The following is a 15,625-nucleotide window of genomic DNA, read 5'->3' on the forward strand; positions in this document are numbered from 1 at the left end:
CCGACCCGGATCGAGCGTCCATGATCGTGTGTTGTCATCGGGGGCGGCTGGAGCTCCGCCTGGAAGGGTCAAGTGTGACCCTCCGCACCGCGCCCGGCTTGCGCTGAAGGACGCCTGCACCGGTTGACCGGCGAGGCGCCGTTGACGGCCCGCGCCCGGGTTGTGAAAGTTTCGCGTCCCAGGGCGAGGACGGGGGTGTAGGCGCAGATCGGCGAGCGGGTGATCCCTCGGTGATTGATCCCGGCGCGATCGGCGCTTTCGATGGGGACGAGCCGGTAGTCCCGTCCCACCCGGGAGCGTGCGATGCCCAAGCAGCTGTCCTCGGCACTGTCCATCGTGCTCTGCGCCGTCATCGCCGCCACGGCGCTCGTCGTGACCCAGCCGGCAGCTGCGGGGGCGGGCGGGTTCGACTTCAGCCGGCCACAGGTCGTCGCCACGGGGCTGCGGGTGCCCTGGGGCATGGCCTTCCTCCCCGACGGCAGCGCCCTCGTCACCGAACGCGACGCGACGACCCTCGTGCGGGTCCGTCCCGGCGCCTCGCCCGTGCAGGTGGCCATCGTCCCGAACGTGTACCCCGGAGGTGACGGGGGCCTGCTCGGCATCGCGGTCTCTCCCACGTTCACGCAGGACCAGTATGTGTACACGTACATCAGCTCCGCCGCCGACAACCGGGTGGTGCGCTTCCGGCTCGGAGCACCCTCGATCCAGCAGGTGATCATCGCCGGGATCCCCCGGGGACAGTCCCGCAACGGCGGGCGCATCGCGTTCGGCCCCGACGGCATGCTGTACGTGGCCACGGGCGACGCGGGCTACCCCCCGAACGCCCAGAGTTCGACCCTCGGCGGCAAGATCCTGCGCATCACCCGCGACGGCGGGGTCCCCGCGGACAACCCGTTCGCCGGCTCACCGGTCTACAGCTACGGCCACAGCAACGTCCAGGGGCTCGCCTGGGACGAGGCCGGCCGCCTGTACGCCACGGAGTTCGGCCAGAACCACACAGACGAGATCAACCACATCCGGCCGGGTCACAACTACGGCTGGCCCGCCTGCGAGGGCCCGTGCAGCAGCCCGAGCTTCACCAACCCCCTGGTGACCTGGAGCCAAACCGAGGCGTCCCCCAGCGGCCTGGCGTACGCCAACAACACGCTCTTCGCCGCAGCCCTCGCGGGCAAACGCCTGTGGACGGTCCCGGTCAGCGGCGGCAACGTGGCGGGCACTCCGGTGGCCGAACTGCCAGGACCGGGCCGGCTGCGCACGGTGGCGCTCGGTCCGGACGGCTGGCTCTGGGTGTCGACGAGCAACCGCGACGGCAGGGGCACGGTACGTTCCGGCGACGACCTGATCATCCGAATCCCACCGGTCATTCCCTCCGGTCCGTCGCCATCGGGCCCGGGGGTATCCCCGTCGGCCAGCGCTTCACCGTCGCCGGGCGGGCCCAGCCCTTCACCATCGCCGGGCGGGCCCTCACCATGCCCCTCTCCTGGGTCCACCCCTTCACCGTCGCCGACACCCAGCCCGTCGCCGTCGCCGAGCGCATCGCCCTCGCCCAGCCCATCGCCCTCGCCCAGCCCCTCGCCCTCGCCCAGCCCATCGCCGTCAGCTAGCCCGTCGCCCTCGCCTAGCCCGTCGTCGAGCCCTTCGCCCTCACCCAGCCCATCGCCGTCCCCGAGCCCTTCGCCGTCGCCGAGCGCATCACCCTCACCTAGCCCGTCGCCCTCGCCTACTGCATCGCCGTCGCCCAGCCCATCGCCGTGCCCCTCGCCAACGCCCAGCCCATCTCCCTCGCCCAGCCCCTCGCCGTCACCTAGCCCATCGCCGTCGCCCAGCCCTTCTCCCTCGCCCAGCCCGTCACCTTCGCCCAGTCCTTCGCCGTCCGCGAGTGCGCCCTCGTGTGAAGCGACGATCCGGTTCGTTCTGCAGTGGACGACCGCCTCCTGGGGCGAGCTGACGGTGCGCAACACGGGAACGTTGCCCATCACCTCGTGGACCGTCACCTTCAAGGTGCCCACCGGGCTGACCTACGTGCAGTTGAACGGCTACCACCCGACAGGAGCCACGGTGACCGTCACTCAGAACGGCTTACTGCCGCCGGGCAATCTGGTGACGGTGCCGTTCGGGATCGGCTGGCAAGGCGGCACCGTCGGGAGTCCGGCACCCGTCACCTGCACGGCGAGATAACGCGTCAGTTGTGGGATCAAGGTGGAGGTTGTTCATCCGCCGCGTTTGCGAGTTCCTTCCATGGGGTCCAGCCGTCGGGACGCCGCGTCGGCTGCCCCGGCGTGAGGGCTGTCCCCAGTCCACCTGCCACCACCTCCTCGGTCGACGGGTCGGCCCGTGCCAGAGAGTCGGCCAGTTTCCTCGACCTAGTCATCGGCGCGCGCCGCCGGGAGAGGGGCTGGCCTGCGACTACACCTTCTTGCACCTCATCGTCCACGAGTCGGAACACGTCCAGGTGAGAGGGCTGGCCTGGAGTCCACTCCAGGTTCCTATGGTGGAAGCATGGACTACGCGCAGCTCGGTCGTACCGGCCTCAAGGTCAGCAAGCTCTGCCTGGGCACGATGAACTTCGGTCCGCAGACGTCGGAGGAGGACTCCTTCGCGATCATGGATCGTGCCCATGAGCTGGGCATCAACTTCTTCGACACCGCCAACGTCTACGGATGGGTGAAGGGCGAGGGCGTCACCGAGCAGATCATCGGCCGGTGGTTCGCCCAGGGTGGCGGCCGCCGGGAGAAGACCGTCATCGCCACCAAGCTCTACGGCTCGATGGGCGACTGGCCCAACGACACCTTCCTTTCGGCGCTGAACATCCGCCGCGCCTGCGACGCCTCGCTGAAGCGCCTGCAGACCGACTACATCGACGTCTACCAGGCCCACCACGTCGACCGGAACACCCCGTTCGAGGAGTTCTGGGAGGCCATGGAGGTCCTGCGCCAGCAGGGCAAGATCCTGTACGTCGGCTCGTCGAACTTCGCCGGCTGGCACATCGCCAAGGCCCAGGAGACCGCCCGCCGCCGCAACTTCCTCGGCCTGGTGAGCGAGCAGTCGAAGTACCACCTGCTGGAGCGCTCGGTCGAACTGGAGGTCCTCCCGGCGTGTGAGGACTACGGTCTGGGCGTCATCCCGTGGAGCCCTCTGGCCGGCGGCCTGCTCGGCGGCGTCCTGCGGAAGATCGACAAGGGCCGCAGCGCCACCGAGGACATGCTCCAGAACCTCGAGAAGGTCCGCCCCCAGATCGAGCAGTGGGAGGCTTTCTGCGACGACCTGGGCGAAGACCCCGCCAACGCGGGTCTCGCCTGGCTCCTCCACCAGAAGGCCGTCACGGCCCCGATCATCGGCCCCCGCACCGCCGACCAGCTCAACGGCTCCCTGCGCGCCTTGGAGATCAAGTTCGACGACAAGGCCCTGGCCCGCATCGACGAGATCTTCCCCGGCCCCGGCGGCACCGCCCCCGAGGCTTACGCCTGGTAGCAACAGAGTCCGGTGCGGCATCCCGCCGCACCGAACTCCGTGCGGGGCATCTGCCGCATGGACTCCGTGCGGGGCATCTGCCGCATGGACTCCGCGGGGGGCATCTGCCGCATGGACTCCGTGCGGGGCATCTGCCGCATGGACTCCGCGGGGGGCATCTGCCACATGGACTCCGCGGGGGCGCCTGCCACATGGACTCCGAATGGGCACCTGCCACACGGACTCAAAGTGGGGATTTGAGCGCCCGGCCCGCCGTGCCCGAGGGGTGGGCTCCAGACAGGGCAGGATGGTCCCATGGGGTGGACATATCGGGGGATCGGGCTCGCGTTGCTGGTCGTGGTCCTGTGGGCGGTGCCGGCGCAGGCCGACGACGATGAGCTCTTCGAGTTCGCCGATCCCCGGATCACCGAGTCGAGCGGGCTGGCCGTCTCTCCGACCCATCCCGGCATCGTCTACACCCACAACGACAGTGACGCGGGAGCCGTCTTCTACGCCGTCGACTCCAAGACGGGGAAGACCAAGGCCGCGTACACAGTCACGAATGCCGAGGCCCGCGACTGGGAGGGTATGGCGGCCTACCGCGATTCGTCGGGGCGCGGGGTGTTGTTCTTCGGTGACATCGGCGACAACCTCGACGGAGCCTGGCCCGACATCTCCGTCTACAAGGTCACCGAACCTGCCCGGCTGCGCAGTGGCAGCGTCTCGGCGGTGAGGTATCGGTTCCGGTACGCCGACCAGGCGCGGAACGCCGAAGGTCTCATGGTCGACCCCCGGAACGGCCGTCTCTACGTCGTGACCAAGGAGTTCGACGGGCTCGTCTACGCCGCGCCCAAGCAGCTGCGGACCGATCGGGTGAACGTGCTGAAGCGGGTGGGGTCGGCTCCGACCATGGCGACCGACGCCGCCTTCGCGCCGGACGGGTCGAGTTTCGTGATCCGGACCTACTTCTCGGCGACCCTCTACCGGAAGATCGATGAGGAGATCTCGGGGGTGGCGATGCCCATGTTGCGGCAGGCGGAGTCGATCACCTACGCGGCTGACGGGAAGTCGTTGCTGACGGGGTCGGAGGGTGGGCGCAGTCCGGTCGTGCGGGTGCCGTTGCCGGAGAGTGCGGTGCCCAGTCCGTCGCCTTCGCCGACGTTGTCCGAGGCGCCCGAGGCCAGTCCGGCGGCGGCGCGGCCGGTGTCGGCGGAGTCGCAGGGGGCGAACACCGGGCTCATGATCGCGTTGTGGCTCGGGGTGGCCGTGGGGGCGGTCGGGATCATCGTCGGGATCGCGCGCTGGGCTGGGCGATGAGCTTGGGATTTGAGTGCTTTTGTCAGCCACATACCGGGATACTCACCGCGAATTGAGTAGGTGCTCCATAGCGCCCGCGTGGGGTTGAGCGGGATGGTTCCCGTATGCACTCCGCCGGCTCTCCTGCCTGCCCCGACTGCGGCGCCCCACTCGACGGGTCGCCCCGCCGCTGCCCGGCCTGCGAGCTTCCGCTCCACGGTCCGATCGCGGCGGAGTTGTGGCAGCTCGACCTCGCTCTGAACGATCTACGGGGGCGCGAGGCCCGGTTGCTGGGCAGGAGGGCGGAGCTGCTCACCGCACTCCGCGCCGCCGGAGAGCACCAGCCCACCGGCGCCTGGGCCGAGGGAGCCCAAGCGCCGGTGATCGGCCCTACGGACGCACAAGAAGGCTTCGCGCGTGGCTCCTCCGACCAGGAGGCGGCGGGGCGGCAGATGGGCGTCCAGGGGCACCCGGGTTCGGAAGCGGCGGCCCCGGGGCAGCTCGCGGCCTCACAAGATCAGGAAGGTCAGCAGCTGGGGGCTGCTCAAGGGCGAGCCGGTCAGCAGCCGGAGGCCGTGCAAGGCCAGGCCGGGTGGCAGGCCGGTGCCCATGGTCAGGGCTGGCAGTCGGGCGGCCCTGGTTTCCAGGGGCCCGTTTCGGCCAAGCGGGAGATGTCGCCCTCTGCCGTTCGGAATCTGCTGCTCGGGCTCGGGGGCCTGTTGCTCGTCGTGGCGGCGTTCGTGTTCACGATCGTCAGCTGGGGTTCCGTGGGGATCGGGGGGCGGGCGGCGATTCTCGTCGGGTTCACCGCGGTGACCTTCGCGTCGCCGTTCCTGCTGGTCAGGCGCAACCTCAAGGCCACCGCCGAGACCGTCGCCCTTCTCGGGCTCGCGTTGTTCCTGCTCGACGGCTACGCCGCCTTCCAGGTCTGGTTCGAGCCGGACGTCGACGCGCTGGCCTACACCGCCGTGCTGATCGCGCTGGCCGCCGGAGTGTTCGCCCTCTACGGCGGCTACGCCCGGTTGTCGCTTCCCGTCCCGGTCGCCATCGGGCTCGCGCAGTTCCCGCTGATCATCCTCGTCGCCGACGAGACCGTGGCGCACGCCGCTGGGGCGCTGATCCTCACGGCCGCGTTCGACGTCGCCGTCTGGGCGCGGACCCGGCGGAAGGTCGCCCTGGCCGGGCTGCTCGTCACCTGGGTCGTGGGCGTCTACATCGCGTACTTCCAGTCGACGGTCTCCCTGTCTGGGCCGGCCGAGGGGGCACTCTACGGCGCGATCCTCGCCGTGGCGGCCGCCGAGGCGGGGTTCCTGGCTCCCAGGTCGAAGAGGTTCCCGCTGGTTCCGATCGTCGGCGGTGTCGTGGCGGGGGTCTTCGCGGTGCGGGCGCCGATCGCGGCGGTGGTGCCGTTGACGTGGGCCGTCCTGGTCGCTCCGGTGGCGGCGGGGGTGTTCGCGCTGGTGTTGCGGGGGCGGGCCCGGACGACCGCGCTGGTCGTGGGGGCGCTGGCGTCCATCGGCGTGCTGGCGCCGGTGCTCGTCGTGGTGCGGGGGCCGCTCGGCTGGGGGCACGGCGTCTGGTCGGCCGGTTGGAGTGCGGGGGCGGGCGAGTATCTGAGCCGGTCGCCGTGGGTGCCGGGGGTGCCCGATCTGCTGCTGCTCGGGTTGATCGCCGTCGCGCTGGCGCTGGCGGTGAAGCAGAAGGTCGTCGCGACTCTCGCGGGCGCGCTGGCGGTGGGGTTCGTGCCGCCGGTGTTCGACCTGCCCTATCCGGTCATGATCGCAGTGCTGCTGGTGCTGACCGCCGGGATCGCGGCGGTGCGGCAGCCGGCGTTCGGGCGGCTCGCCCTGGGCGTCAGTGTGATCGCCGTGGGGTGGGGGCTGGTCAGCGAGGCGGCGACGCTCGTGGTGCTGGCCGCGCTCGCTTCGATCGCCGCGGGGGTGGCGATCTGGGGCACAAAGGTCCGGGATTCGAAGGTGCGGACGTGGGCGGCGAACGTCGCGGTCGTCTACGCCGGTGGGTTCACGGCGGCTGCCTGGCTGGCGGCCGATCTCCAGCCTCGGTTCCTGCCGTTCGTGCTGCTCGCGGTGGCCGCCGTGGCGGCGCCCTGGCGGCGGACCGAGATCGGGGCCGGGATCGCCGGGCTGGCGGGGCTGGCCCTCGTACAGGACCTGAGGATGTTCAGTCTCGCCGCCGCGGCGGCGGGGGTGATCGCGGCCGGGGTGGCGCTGCGGAAGGACCGCGGGAAGGTCGGATACCTGGCCACCGCGCTGTTGCTGACGGCCTCGTGGGCTCGGCTGGTCGCCGAGGACGTCACCCTCGTCGAGGCCTACACCGCTCCCTTCTCGGCCGTTTTGCTGGTGTTCGGGTGGTGGAAGGCGCGGACCGGGTCGTCGTGGCGGGCCTACGGCGCGGGGCTGACGTTCACGCTGCTGCCCAGCCTGTTCGTGCTCTACGACCAGCCCGAGGGGTGGGTCAGGCCGCTGGCGCTCGGGGTCGTCGCGCTGGCCGTGCTGGTGGTGGGGGCGCTGCGGCGGTTGCAGGCGCCCGCCGTGCTCGGCGGGTTCACGCTGGCGGCGGTGACCGTGCACGGGATCGCGCCCTGGGTGGCCGATCTGGTGCTTTTGGTGCCCCGGTGGGTGCCGATGGCCCTGGGCGGGCTGCTGTTGCTGCTGGTCGGGGCGACGTACGAGAGCCGGATCCGGGACGTCAAGCGGGTCGGCGCGGCGATCCGGGGTCTGCGGTGAAGCGTGCGACAAACTCCTCGCCCCGCAGGGCGCGTTCGACCAGGGCGATCGACTCGGCCAGCGCCACAAGGCGAGGGCCCTCCCGGCGGTAGACCTCCAGGACCGCTTCGACCACGTGGGGCGGCAGGTGCTCCTTGAGGTCGACGGCGGCGTCGCGGTAGCCCGCCCGCGCGCCCTCGACCTGGGCGCGCACGGTGTGGCCGGCCATGCGGGCCAGCGCCAGCGGATGGCGGCGCAGCACCCCGTAGGCGCGGTAGTCGGGCGGCACCGCGTCGAGCAGCCAGTTGACGGCCGACGTCTGCCAGTCGGGGCTGCCCGGCGGGCGTACTTCGGGTGGCCATCCCGGTGGAACGTACACGTGTTCGATATTATCGAAGGCATGAAGATCGGGGTGGTCGGCGCCGGCATCCTCGGGCTCGCGGTGGCGCGTGAGCTGACCTCCCGGGGCGCCGAGGTGACCGTGCTCGAGAAGGAAGACCGCGTCGCCGCCCACCAGACCGGGCACAACAGCGGGGTCGTGCACGCCGGGATCTACTACCGGCCGGGGTCGCTCAAGGCGCGGTTGTGCCGCGAGGGGGTCGGGCTGCTGCGCGACTACTGCCGGGAGCACCGGCTGCCCTACGACGAGATCGGCAAGCTCGTGATCGCCTCGACGAGGGCCGAGCGGGCGGGGCTGCGGGAGATCGCGGCCAGGGCGCGGGCGAACGGCGTACCGGACATCACCGAGCTCGACGCCCTCGGCCTGCGCGAGATCGAACCCCATGCGGTCGGCGTCGGCGCCGTTCATTCGCCCCGGACCGCCGTCGCGGACTTTCCCGCCGTCGCCCGGCATCTCGCCGCATCTTTGGATGTACGGCTCTCGCACCCCGTCCCGGCCATCCACGAGTCGGCCACGGGTGTGGCGGCGGGCGGCCTGCGCTTCGACCGCCTGGTGGTCTGCGCGGGCCTGGGCACCGACGCCCTGGCGGGCCGGGGAGAGGTGCGCATCGTGCCGTTCCGCGGCGAGTACTTCCGGCTGACCGATCAAGCGAAAGACCTGGTCAAGGGCCTGATCTATCCCGTGCCCGACCCGCGTTACCCCTTCCTCGGCGTCCACCTCACCAGGCGGGTCGACGGCGAGGTGCTGGTCGGACCCAACGCGATCATGGCCCTGGCGCTCGAAGGCTACTCGTGGCGCGACGTGCGGTTCGGCGAGCTGGCCCGCATCCTCGCCTGGCCCGGCACCCGCAAGATGGCCCGCCGCCACTGGCTGACCGGCCTGCGCGAGCTCAACGGCTCGCTGCGGCCCTCGGCCTTCCTCCAGGCGGCCCGCCGCTACGTGCCCGAGCTCTCGCCGGGCGACCTGGTCAGGGCGGGCAGCGGGGTGCGGGCCCAGGCGGTCGGCCGCGACGGCGCGCTGATCGACGACTTCGCGATCGACCGCCACGGCCGGGTCCTGATCGTGCGCAACGCGCCCTCTCCGGCGGCCACGTCGAGCTTCGCCATCGCCCGGCATGTGGCTGATTTGACGGCAACCTTAAGCGATTCTTCATAAAGTGCTCAGGTACGCCCCCCATCGTCCGAGAAGATGCTCATGGTGACTCCCGAAGCCCGACTGCTGATCGTCGAAGACGAGCCGAACATCCTCGAACTGCTGGCCGCGAGCCTGCGGTACGCCGGCTTCGACGTCAGCACCGCGTCCAGCGGCACCGAGGGAGTCGCCGCGGCCACCCGTCACCGGCCCGACCTGATCGTGCTCGACGTGATGCTGCCCGACATGGACGGCTTCGACGTCGTCCGCCGGTTGCGCGGCGGCGGCACCTTCACCCCCGTCGTCTTCCTGACCGCCCGCGACGCCACCGAAGACAAGATCCGGGGCCTGACGCTGGGCGGCGACGACTACGTCACCAAGCCGTTCTCCCTCGAAGAGGTCATCGCCCGCATCCGGGCCGTGCTGCGCCGCACCGCCGGCGACCCGACCGCCCCGCCGCCCCGGCTGACCTTCGCCGACATCGAGCTCGACGAGGAGTCCCACGAGGTCTGGCGGTCGGGCCACCCGGTGCCGCTGTCGCCGACCGAGTTCAAGCTGCTGCGCTACTTCATGGCCAACGCCGGGCGGGTGCTGTCGAAGGCGCAGATCCTCGACCACGTGTGGGACTACGACTTCCGGGGCGACGCCGGGATCGTCGAGTCCTACGTGTCGGTGCTCCGGCGCAAGATCGACAGCCGGTCGGCGCCGAGGTTGATCCACACCCTCCGTGGTGTCGGCTACGTGATGCGAACCTCGGCCTGACGACATGAGCCGGGTCTCGCTGCGCACCAAGCTGATCGCGGCGATGCTCGCCCTGGTCGCCTGGACGCTGCTCGTCATCGGCGCGGCCAGCGTCTCCCTGTTACGCAGTTATCTGATCGACCGCGTCGACGAGCAGGTGGCCAAGCTCAGCGTCCAGACGCTCGCCCGGCTCGCGCACAGCGGCGACCTGACCTACTCGATGCAGCGGCTGCCGCCCGAGGGCCTGGTGCAGGTCGTCGAGGCCGACGGCTCGATCGGACCGACGGCGGCGGGCGACTCGGTGTCCGGCGGCCCGAGCCCGGCCGACCTGCCGCCTCCCGGCGAGATCGCGACCCGGTCGTCCGACGGCGTGTCGTGGCGGGTCAAGACGGTGCCGCTGGCGAGCGGCCGGACCCTGGTGACGGCCATCGCGCTCGGCGGGGTCACCCAGATCACCAGCCGGCTCGGCCTGATCGTCATCCTGGGCGGCGCGGTGGTGCTCGCGCTGGCGGGCGCGATCGGGATCCTGCTGGTCAGGCGCAGCCTGCGGCCTCTTGCCGAGATCGAGCGCACGGCCGGGTCGATCGCCGCCGGCAACATGAGCAGCCGCATCCCCGACCGCGACCCGCGCACCGAGGTCGGCCGCCTCGCCCACTCGCTGAACGGCATGCTCGCCCAGATCGAGAAGGCCTTCGACGACCGGTCGCGCTCCGAGGCGGCGGCGCGGGAGTCGGAGGAGCGCATGCGCCGCTTCGTCGCCGACGCCTCCCACGAACTCCGCACTCCGCTGACCTCCATCCGCGGGTACGCCGAATTCCACCGCCAGGCCCCGCAGACCGACGTGACGCGGCTGATGCGGCGCATCGAGAGCGAGGCCGAACGGATGAGTCTGCTGGTCGAGGACCTGCTGCTGCTCGCGCGCCTCGACCAGCAGCGCCCCCTCGCGTCGAAGCCGGTCGACCTGCTGGCCATCGCGGGCGACGCCGTCCAGGACGCGCGGATCCTGTCGCCCGGCCGGTCGATCTCCCTCGCCGTCGAGGGCACGACCGCGCCGATCGTGTCGGGCGACGAGGTGCGCCTGCGGCAGGTCGTCGGCAACCTGATGTCGAACGCGCTGGCCCACACGCCCGACGGGGTGCCGGTGATGGTGACCGTCGGCGCGGGCGGCACCGAGGCGTTCGTCGAGGTCGCCGACAAGGGGCCCGGGATGACGTCTGACGAGGCGGAGCGGGTCTTCGAACGGTTCTACCGCGCCGACCCGGCCCGGACCCACGACGAGTCGTCGGGCGCCGGGCTGGGTTTGTCGATCGTGTCGTCGCTGGTCAAAGCCCATGGGGGGACGGTGACCGTGACGACGTCGCCGGGGGCGGGTGCGGCGTTCCGGGTGGTGTTGCGCCTCGAACCCGAGCAGGACTAGAGGCCAGGGAAGGCGCCGTCGGGGAAGCCGCCGTTGAGGGCCGAGGCTCCCGGGAGCTCGACCTTCTCGCCTTCGGCCAGGCCGCCGGTGATCTCCACCGTGGTGTCGCTGCGCACGCCCGTGGTGACCTTGCGCCTGGTGCCGCCCGACAGGGTGACCGTGTCGTCGCTGACGGCCCTGGCCGGGACGTAGACGACGTCCGGGGACCGGCCCGTGACGACCTGGACGGTGGCGGTCTGGCCCAGGAGGAGGCCGGCGGGCTGGTCGTCGAAGGAGATGGTGACGCCGTATCGGACCAGGCGGTCGGTCGTGGTGGCCATCGGGTCGATGTGGGAGACGGTGCCCTGGTAGGCGCCCTCGGCCAGGGTGATGACGGCCCGCTGGCCGGTTTTCAGGGTGCCGATGTCCGACTGGGTGAACAGGGCCTTGACCTGGAGGTCGGTCAGGTCGCCGAGGCTGACGAAGGCCCCTTCGGTGTAGGGGTCGCCCGCGACGCCGTTGACCTGGAGCACTGTTCCGGCCGCCGGGGCCTTGATGACGACGCCCTTCAGGGCGTCTTTGGCGGCGGTCAGCTCGTTCTCGGCCTTGGTGACGGCCGCTTCGGCTTCGGCCTCGGTCATCTGCGGGCCACCGGCCTGCTGCCGGGTTCCGCCGCCCTGGGGCCGCTGTTGCTGCTGGGGCTGTTGCGTCTGGTCGCACGGCTGTTCTTGCGGCCGCGGGGTCGGAGACGGCGTCGGAGACGGGGACGGGGACGGGGACGGCTCGATCGTGGGGTCGAGGTGGACTTCAGGCTTTCCCTGATCCCACGGCCTGGGGGCCTTGGTGAACGACACCGCCGCAGCTCGGACGCCCGTGGAGGGCGATGGTGAGGTGGAGGGCGATGGTGAGGGTTGTGGGCAGCTCGCCTGAGGTTGGGGACTCGGGGGTCCGGAGGGGCCGCCTGAGGAGCCTGAGCCGTCGAGTTCGTCGAGTTGTTCCTCCGCCGCGTCGAGGTTCGCCTTGGCCGCCTCGTAGTCCTCGCGGGCGATCGTGTCGTCGACGCGCGCCAGCAGGTCGCCCTTGCGGACTCGGTCGCCGATCTTGACGTACACCTTCTCGACTGTTCCGGCCGTCGAGAAGGCCAGGTCGTGGATGCCGTCGTCGACGGTGTTCCCGGCGGCGGAGGCGACCGAGGTCACGTCGCCGCGGGCGGCGGCGACGAGTTCCACGTCAGGGAGGGCCGGCGGGTCCTCCGAGAGCAGGATCACGCCGGTGGTCGCCAGGGCGACGGCGGCCAGGGCGAGGCCGCCGGCGCGGAGCCGGGTAGGAGTCATGGCTCGTCATCCTGGTGACCGCGCGTCATGTTCCGCTGAGCCGAAACTGCGAGTTGCCTGTGGACCCTTGACAGGAAACGTTCAGGGGCGGCGGAGGGCGCTCCAAACCTGGACCGGCAGTGTCCATCCCTGTGAAGTTGTCGACGAAGCGCAGAGCGCTGATCGTGAACGCCTCGCTGGGGGTGCTGCTGCTCGGCGGGGCCGGAGCGGCCTGGGCGTCCCTCGGGGGCGGGGGCGAGCCGGCGGCGTCGGGGAACGTGCTGACCACCAGGGTCACCCGCGGGACCGTCGAGTCGGCCGTGACCGCCTCGGGGGCCGTGGAGAGCTCCCGGGCCCGTTCGTTGAATTTCGCCACCCAGGGCACCGTCGCGTCCATCTCCGTCGAACCCGGCGAGAAGGTCAAGAAGGGCCAGGTGCTGGCCCGGCTCGACGACGCGAGCGCCCGCGAAGGCGTGGACGCCGCCAAGGCGAGCCTCGACGCCGCCGAGGACGGCGACACCGGCTCCGCCGCGAGCCACGCGCAGTACGTCACCGCCAGGAACGCCTACCAGGCCGCCAAGCGCACCCTCGCCGGCACCGTCCTCAAGGCCCCGTTCGCCGGGACCGTCACGGCGGTCGGCGGCACGGTCGGCGGGCCCTCGCAGGTTCAGGAGGGCGGCTTCGTCGACGTCGCCGACCCCGGCAGGCTCCAGATCGTCGGGAACTTCACCGAGTCCGACGTGACCAGGCTGAAGGTCGGCCTGGCGGCCCAGATCACCTTCGACGCCATCCCGGGCGTGACCGCCACGGGCGAGGTCGCGCTCATCGGGGCGCAGCCCCAGACGGAGGACAACGTGGTGTCCTATGCGGCCACGATCGCGCTGACCGACATCCCCGACCAGGTCAGGCTCGGGCAGACGGCGTCGGTCAGCGTCGTCGTCGACCGGGCCGACGACGTGCTGACCCTGCCGTCGGCGGTGATCACCACGGCCGGCGGGCGCAGCACGGTGACCGTGCTGGAGAACGGGCGGCAGACCGTGAAGGTCGTCGAGACCGGGGTGAAGGGCACGACGGGCACCGAGATCGTCTCGGGTCTCCAGGAGGGCGAGCAGGTGGTGCGGCCGGTCGTCGCGCCGACCGGTCAGACCGGCGGGTTCCTCCGCGGCGGCGGGTTCGGTGGGCGGCCGTGAGCCTGGTGCTGGACGTACGGGACGCCACGAAGGTCTACGGCGCGGGCGAGACGGCGGTGCACGCCCTGCGCGGGGTGTCGCTCCAGGTCGAGCCCGGCGACTACGTGGCGATCATGGGGGCCTCCGGCTCCGGCAAGTCGACCCTGATGAACATCATCGGCTGCCTCGACGTGCCGACGGCCGGGGAGTTCCACCTCGACGGCGTCGACGTCGGCGCGCTCGACGACCGGCGGCAGGCGGTGGTGCGCAACCGCAAGATCGGGTTCGTCTTCCAGTCGTTCAACCTGATCCCGCGCATGACCGCGCTGATGAACGTCGAGCTGCCGCTCGCCTACGGCGGCGTCAAGCCGGCCGAACGCCGCCGCCGGGCGCTGGCCGCGCTCGACCTGGTGGGCCTGGCCGACCGGGTCGGCCACCAGCCGAACGAGCTCAGCGGCGGCCAGCAGCAGCGGGTCGCCATCGCCCGCGCGCTGGTCACCTCGCCGACCCTGCTGCTGGCCGACGAGCCGACCGGCGCGCTCGACAGCACCTCCACCTTGGACGTGCTGGGCATCTTCGACCGCCTGTCGGCAGCCGGCCGCACGATCGTCGTCATCACCCACGAGGCCGACGTCGCCGAACACGCCAAGCGGGTGGTCCGGCTGCGGGACGGCCGCGTGATCGAGGACACCCGGCTCGCCCCCGTCGACGGGCTGCCGCCCCGGCTCAAGGAGGTGACCGCGTGAGCGCCGTGGAGATCGTCCGGTTCGCCGTCAGGGGGCTGGCGGCCAACAAGATGCGTTCCGCGCTCACCACGCTCGGCATCCTGATCGGGGTTGCCGCGGTGATCCTGCTGGTCGCGGTCGGCGAGGGCTCCTCGCGGTCGATCCAGCAGAACATCCAGCAACTCGGCGCGAACACGCTCACCGTCAGCTCCTCGACCGGTGGGGGCGGTGGCGGCGGGGGCTTCCGGATGGCCCGGCAGCAGCAGGACACCGGGCCGCGCACCCAGGCCAGGCCGCTGACCGTGGACGACGCCAGGGCGCTCGCCGACAGGGCCGCCGCGCCCCACGTGAGCTCGGTGTCGCCGGTCGTCTCGGCGAACGCGCAGGCGGCGTCGTACGACGGGGCGTCCCACCCGATCCAGCAGGTGATCGGCACCTATCCGAGCTACTTCGAAGCCTCCAACAAGCCCGTCGCGCAGGGCACGTACTTCTTCAACGACGACGTGCTGGCCGCCCGCAAGGTCATCGTGATCGGGCAGACCGTGGCCGAGAACCTGTTCGGCGCGCTCGACCCGGTCGGCCGGCAGATCACCCTGACCGGGGTGCCGTTCACCGTGGTCGGGGTGCTGAAGGAGGCCGGGTCGACCGGCGGGTTCCAGGACGCCGACGACGTCGCCATCGCGCCGCTCACCTCGGTGCAGCAGAGCCTCACCGGGTTCGGGCCGCTCAACCAGATCCTCGTCAAGGCCGGGTCGGCCGGCGACGTGGCCGCCGCCCAGGCCGAGATCACCTCGGTGCTCGACCAGCGGCACGGCGTCGGCGGCACGGTCGCGGCCGACTACCAGATCCTCAACCAGGCCACCCTCCAGGAGACCGTCAGCGCGGCGACCTCGACGTTCACGGTGCTGCTGGCGGCCGTCGCGGCGATCAGCCTGCTGGTCGGCGGTATCGGGATCACCAACATCATGCTGGTCACCGTCACCGAACGCACCCGCGAGATCGGCATCCGCAAGGCGATCGGCGCCCCGCGCGGCGCGATCCTCGGCCAGTTCCTCGTCGAGGCGACCCTGCTGAGCCTCATCGGCGGCCTGCTCGGGGTCGCCATCGCGGTGGCCGGGGCGCAGTTCACCATCGCCGGCATCACGCCCGTGGTCGTGCCGAGCTCGGTCGTGCTGGCGCTCGGCGTCTCGGTCGCCATCGGATTGTTCTTCGGCAGCTATCCCGCCAACCGCGCCGCCCGGCTGCGGCCGATCGAAGCCCTGCGCTTCGAGTAGCTTC

Annotated in this window: 12 protein-coding genes; 10 read left to right on the plus strand and 2 right to left on the minus strand. The window is 71.4% G+C overall.

Features of this window, described 5'->3' with window-relative positions:
• Positions 1-303 precede the first annotated feature (303 nt).
• The 4 genes from AW274_RS39635 (at position 304) to AW274_RS31045 (ending at position 7,493) form a co-directional block, all read left to right on the plus strand.
• Positions 304-2,178: a PQQ-dependent sugar dehydrogenase gene (locus AW274_RS39635; RefSeq protein ID WP_083975097.1), complete on the plus strand. Its 1,875-nt coding sequence runs from the start codon at positions 304-306 to the stop codon at positions 2,176-2,178.
• 321 nt (positions 2,179-2,499) lie between these two features.
• Positions 2,500-3,471, plus strand: a complete 972-nt coding sequence (locus tag AW274_RS31030) for an aldo/keto reductase (protein ID WP_062439685.1) — start codon at positions 2,500-2,502, stop codon at positions 3,469-3,471.
• 294 nt (positions 3,472-3,765) lie between these two features.
• A complete protein-coding gene (locus AW274_RS31040) occupies positions 3,766-4,767 on the plus strand; it encodes a hypothetical protein (RefSeq protein ID WP_062439692.1) in 1,002 nt (333 codons plus the stop codon).
• 104 nt (positions 4,768-4,871) lie between these two features.
• Positions 4,872-7,493 (plus strand): SCO7613 C-terminal domain-containing membrane protein, encoded by a 2,622-nt coding sequence (locus AW274_RS31045; RefSeq protein ID WP_157520816.1) that lies wholly within the window; start codon positions 4,872-4,874, stop codon positions 7,491-7,493.
• On the opposite strand, the gene AW274_RS31050 is transcribed toward AW274_RS31045, so the two are convergent.
• Complete coding sequence (locus AW274_RS31050; RefSeq protein ID WP_083975099.1) at positions 7,456-7,851, minus strand: hypothetical protein; 396 nt, start codon at positions 7,849-7,851, stop codon at positions 7,456-7,458. The two genes, AW274_RS31045 and AW274_RS31050, sit on opposite strands and share 38 nt — an antisense overlap.
• A gap of 21 nt (positions 7,852-7,872) precedes the next feature.
• Between AW274_RS31050 and lhgD the strand changes: the two genes are divergently transcribed.
• The 3 genes from lhgD to AW274_RS31065 are packed head-to-tail and all read left to right on the plus strand — an operon-like array spanning position 7,873 to position 11,161.
• The gene (lhgD, locus tag AW274_RS31055) at positions 7,873-9,027 is read left to right on the plus strand and encodes an L-2-hydroxyglutarate dehydrogenase (protein ID WP_062439697.1); all 1,155 of its coding nucleotides are present in this window, start codon (positions 7,873-7,875) and stop codon (positions 9,025-9,027) included.
• 33 nt (positions 9,028-9,060) lie between these two features.
• On the plus strand, positions 9,061-9,765 hold the full coding sequence (locus AW274_RS31060; RefSeq protein WP_062439699.1) for a response regulator transcription factor: 705 nt from the start codon (positions 9,061-9,063) through the stop codon (positions 9,763-9,765).
• A 4-nt stretch (positions 9,766-9,769) separates the two neighbouring features.
• Complete coding sequence (locus AW274_RS31065; protein ID WP_062439703.1) at positions 9,770-11,161, plus strand: sensor histidine kinase; 1,392 nt, start codon at positions 9,770-9,772, stop codon at positions 11,159-11,161.
• On the opposite strand, the gene AW274_RS42760 is transcribed toward AW274_RS31065, so the two are convergent.
• Positions 11,158-12,474 carry an efflux RND transporter periplasmic adaptor subunit gene (locus tag AW274_RS42760; protein WP_062439706.1) on the minus strand — a complete coding sequence of 439 codons (1,317 nt, stop codon included), beginning with the start codon at positions 12,472-12,474 and terminating at the stop codon, positions 11,158-11,160. The two genes, AW274_RS31065 and AW274_RS42760, sit on opposite strands and share 4 nt — an antisense overlap.
• Before the next feature lie 119 nt (positions 12,475-12,593).
• Between AW274_RS42760 and AW274_RS31075 the strand changes: the two genes are divergently transcribed.
• From AW274_RS31075 to AW274_RS31085, 3 genes are read left to right on the plus strand one after another with little or no spacing between them, the layout of a single operon-like run.
• A complete protein-coding gene (locus AW274_RS31075; protein WP_232320536.1) occupies positions 12,594-13,643 on the plus strand; it encodes an efflux RND transporter periplasmic adaptor subunit in 1,050 nt (349 codons plus the stop codon).
• Entirely contained in the window at positions 13,640-14,368 is a 729-nt protein-coding gene (locus AW274_RS31080; protein WP_062439713.1) for an ABC transporter ATP-binding protein, read from the plus strand. Before AW274_RS31075 ends, AW274_RS31080 begins: the two co-directional genes overlap by 4 nt.
• The gene (locus AW274_RS31085; protein WP_062439717.1) at positions 14,365-15,621 is read left to right on the plus strand and encodes an ABC transporter permease; all 1,257 of its coding nucleotides are present in this window, start codon (positions 14,365-14,367) and stop codon (positions 15,619-15,621) included. Before AW274_RS31080 ends, AW274_RS31085 begins: the two co-directional genes overlap by 4 nt.
• Positions 15,622-15,625 lie beyond the last annotated feature (4 nt).

The sequence above is a fragment of the Herbidospora daliensis genome (assembly GCF_001570585.1).
In the GTDB taxonomy this organism is placed as follows: domain Bacteria; phylum Actinomycetota; class Actinomycetes; order Streptosporangiales; family Streptosporangiaceae; genus Herbidospora; species Herbidospora daliensis.